Below are 2,635 nucleotides of genomic sequence, written 5' to 3'. Positions count from 1 at the left end.
ATCGCCTCCTCCGGTCCCGGCGGGCAGAACGTCAACAAGGTGTCGACTGCGGTACAGCTGACCTGGCACGTCGAAGCGTCATCTCTGCCACCTGATGTGAAGGCGCGCTTCGCCAAACTGTATGCCAACCGGATAACCAAGGATGGCCGACTGATGCTGGAGGCTTCGGAGCATCGGAGCCAGGCGCGCAACCGGGAATCTGCGCGCAAGCGGCTTGCCGAGATGATCCTTCGTGCCAGCCGTCGCCCGAAACGGCGCATCAAGACCAAGCCGACCTATGGCAGCGTCAAACGCCGCATCGCCACAAAGAAACGCCGAGGCGAGATCAAATCCCTCCGCGGCAATGTCGACCCGACAGAGTAGGGCGCGCTAGCAGCAGCCGCCCACCGGCGCGGGGCCGCTGGCGTCTTGCGTCTCTGCAAATACGTCCGGCGCGGCGCAGCCGGGGAAGACGCCGAAATGGGTCTTGCCGTCGCCGACCACCTCGAAGAAGGGCGCAAAGCGTGTCTCCATCAGCATGGCGAGCGTGTTGCCGCAGACCGGGAAGACGCGACCGGCTTCAATCTCGTGCTCAGCATCCAGAATGAAGACGCGCTCCATGCCTTCGACGCCGCCCTTGTAGATGACAGCCTGGCCGTAATCCTCACAGGCCGTCTCCAGACCGTCGAGCTTCATCAGGCGTGCTGTGACCGAGGCAAAGCGGATCGGCTCGACCTTTGCCTTCAATTTCGGATCTATGATGGCAAGGCGGCGATGGTTGACGACGCGCGGATCGGCAAAGCCAGCCGCCATCGCGATGGCTTCATAATCGTTCCAGTAGAGCGCCCCCGACAGGCATTCGCCATACAGGACCGGATCATCAATCAACTCCTGCGGGATCCGCCGGTCGGCATAGACGTCCGAGAAATAGAGCTCGCCGCCGGGTTTCAGCAGGCGGTGGGTCTGCCGGAAGACTTCCGGCTTGTCCGTGCAGAGATTGATCACGCAATTGGAGATGATGAGGTCAAAGGAATTGGGCTCAAGATCAAGCTCGCCCAGCTTTTCCAGTTCGCCTTTCACAAAGCGCGTATTGGGCGAGTCGTAGCCAAATTGCTCGGCGTGCCAGGCCTCATGTGCGCGGGCGACGTCCAGCTGCTCATCCGTCATGTCGACCCCGGTGACGTGGCCGGTCGGGCCAACCAGCTTGGCCAGGGCGAACACGTCGCGTCCGGCCCCGCTGCCAAGGTCCAGCACTTTCAAACCTTCCAGCGCGGCCGGGATGGCGAGGCCACACCCATAATACTTCGCGGCCACATCATCATGGACGGCGGCGAGGGCGGCCGAGACATGCGCCGCTGGACGAGACTCCGTCGTGCAGGCATCGGTCTTCAGGTCCGACGAGCTTGTCAGCGTCTCGCCGTAATAGGTTTTCACCACATCCTGCATCTGGTACATTTGAGTCTCCGCATTGATCGGGGCGACCCTAGGCAGGTACGCCAGTCGTTTCCAGTCACGGATATGTGTGCGAGCGCGCTAGCCCTTCTTGATCGGCTTGCCGCGATAAGGGCTCTTGCCTTGGGGCTTGCGCGCGCCGTCGGCCTTGTCAGCATAGGGGTTCTTGCCCTGCCGGACGAACAGGCGGATCGGCACGCCATGCATGTCAAAGGCATCGCGCAGATTGTTGATCAGATAGCGCTTGTAGGTTTCCGGCATCTGGTCACCGCGCGAGGCGATGAGCACGAAGGTCGGCGGACGCGCCTTCATCTGGGCCATGTAGCGTGGCTTGATGCGCTTGCCCTGAACGCTTGGCGGCGGATGGCGCTCAACCGTGTGGCGCAGCCAGCGGTTCAGATCGCCCGTCTTCACGCGTGCGGTCCAATCCTGATAGACCTTGACCACGGCTGGCATCAGCCTGTCCGTATGCCGACCAGTCAGGCCGGACAGGAACACGACGGGTGCACCGCCAGCATTCGGCATCAGCCGGTTGGCAAGATCCCGGATATGTTTGGCGGCTTCATCCGGCTTTTTCACCGTGTCCCATTTGGAAATGACCAACACGACGCCGCGGCCTTCGCGCAGGGCGAGGTCGGCAATCAGCAGGTCCTGTTTTTCCATCGCCTCGTGTGCGTCCATGACGAGGGCAATGATATCTGCATATTTCAGCGAGCGGATCGTCTCGCCAGTCGACATCCGTTCAAGGCGCTCCTGCACCTTGTTCTTGCGGCGCAGGCCAGCGGTATCGACCAGGCGGATGCGGCGGCCTTCCCATTCCCAGTCAATAGAGATGGAGTCGCGCGTGATGCCGGCTTCGGGACCGGTCAGCAGGCGGTCCGATTGTAGCAGCTGGTTGATCAGCGTGGACTTGCCGGCATTCGGGCGGCCGACAATGGCCAGTTTGATCGGCTTGTCGTCTTTTTGCGGCTCGGGTTCAACGTCGACATCCGCCGCTTCAATGGCGGCGACGAGATCATCATCGGACACGGAGAAATCGTCGATATCGATATGGGCGAGCTTCTCGATAATGTCCTCGGCGGCGCGGGGATCATAATCCAGTTCGGCCTCCTGCAGGGCGAGTTCGAACGCTTCCTCGCCCAGTGCCTGACGAATGGCTTCGTAAAGTTCGGCCATGCCCTCGCCATGCTCGGCAGACAAGCCA

At 61.7% G+C, this 2,635-nt stretch carries 3 protein-coding genes; 1 reads left to right on the top strand and 2 read right to left on the bottom strand.

Features of this window, described 5'->3' with window-relative positions:
* On the top strand, positions 1 to 363 hold a 363-nt coding region (arfB, locus tag B4F73_RS15245; RefSeq protein ID WP_290483694.1), incomplete at its 5' end, for an alternative ribosome rescue aminoacyl-tRNA hydrolase ArfB.
* 6 nt (positions 364 to 369) lie between these two features.
* On the opposite strand, the gene B4F73_RS15240 is transcribed toward arfB, so the two are convergent.
* A complete protein-coding gene (locus tag B4F73_RS15240) occupies positions 370 to 1,425 on the bottom strand; it encodes a methyltransferase domain-containing protein (protein WP_349679580.1) in 1,056 nt (351 codons plus the stop codon).
* 87 nt (positions 1,426 to 1,512) lie between these two features.
* Positions 1,513 to 2,635: ribosome biogenesis GTPase Der (der, locus tag B4F73_RS15235; protein WP_290483692.1), on the bottom strand; the 1,123-nt coding region annotated here is incomplete at its 5' end.

This window comes from Hyphomonas sp. UBA3601, from assembly GCF_002375605.1.
In the GTDB taxonomy this organism is placed as follows: domain Bacteria; phylum Pseudomonadota; class Alphaproteobacteria; order Caulobacterales; family Hyphomonadaceae; genus Hyphomonas.
Note: the sequence above shows the minus strand (reverse complement) of the source record. Positions and strands in the feature narration are given on the sequence as shown.

Coding starts and splice junctions, on each gene's coding strand:
- B4F73_RS15240 (WP_349679580.1), bottom strand. CDS start 1,425: ATGCAGGATGTGGTGAAAACCTATTACGGCGAGACGCTGACAAGCTCG.